Below are 623 nucleotides of genomic sequence, written 5' to 3'. Positions count from 1 at the left end.
TGGGATACGACGGCCGGCACCGCCTCGACCACGGGCGGGGCGAATACGGCAGATACATCGACAACGGGCGGTACGTCGGCTTTTTCGACCGGTACCGCCTCGGCCAGCCTTGAAGTCAGCGATGTTAATGATGCGCCGGTTCTGACGGCAGATTCTCCCACCCTGACGAGCATTGGCGAGGACGCCACAACGAATGGCGGCCAGACGGTGGCCGACATTCTTGGCACGTCGGTGGCGGATGCCGATACAGGTGCCCTGGAAGGGATCGCGCTGTATGGTCTGACCAGTGGCAATGGCAAATGGCAATATTCGCTGAATGGCGGCACGGACTGGACGGATGTGGGCGATGTCTCGCAAAGCCAGGCATTGCTGTTGCGGGCAACGGACAAGGTGCGTTTTGTGCCCAATGGTGACAATGCCACCACGGCCTCGATCAGCTATCACGCCTGGGATCAGACTGGCAGCGATAGCGCGGGCGACAAGGTCTCGGTGGCAAGCACCGGCAATGCGACGGCCTTTTCCACCGCAACAGACACGGCTTCCATTACGGTAACTCCTTCAAATGATGCACCGACGGTGACGAATGGGGCGTCGGTGACGCTGACAGGAACCAGCGAGGGGAC

At 61.0% G+C, this 623-nt stretch carries 1 pseudogene; it reads left to right on the top strand.

The window, feature by feature from the left end:
* Nucleotides 1-623, top strand: a pseudogene (locus TH25_RS25210) (hypothetical protein); the annotation flags it as partial.

The organism is Thalassospira profundimaris (assembly GCF_003326755.1).
In the GTDB taxonomy this organism is placed as follows: Bacteria; Pseudomonadota; Alphaproteobacteria; order Rhodospirillales; family Thalassospiraceae; genus Thalassospira; species Thalassospira profundimaris_B.
This window is presented reverse-complemented; position numbering and strand designations above follow the sequence as displayed.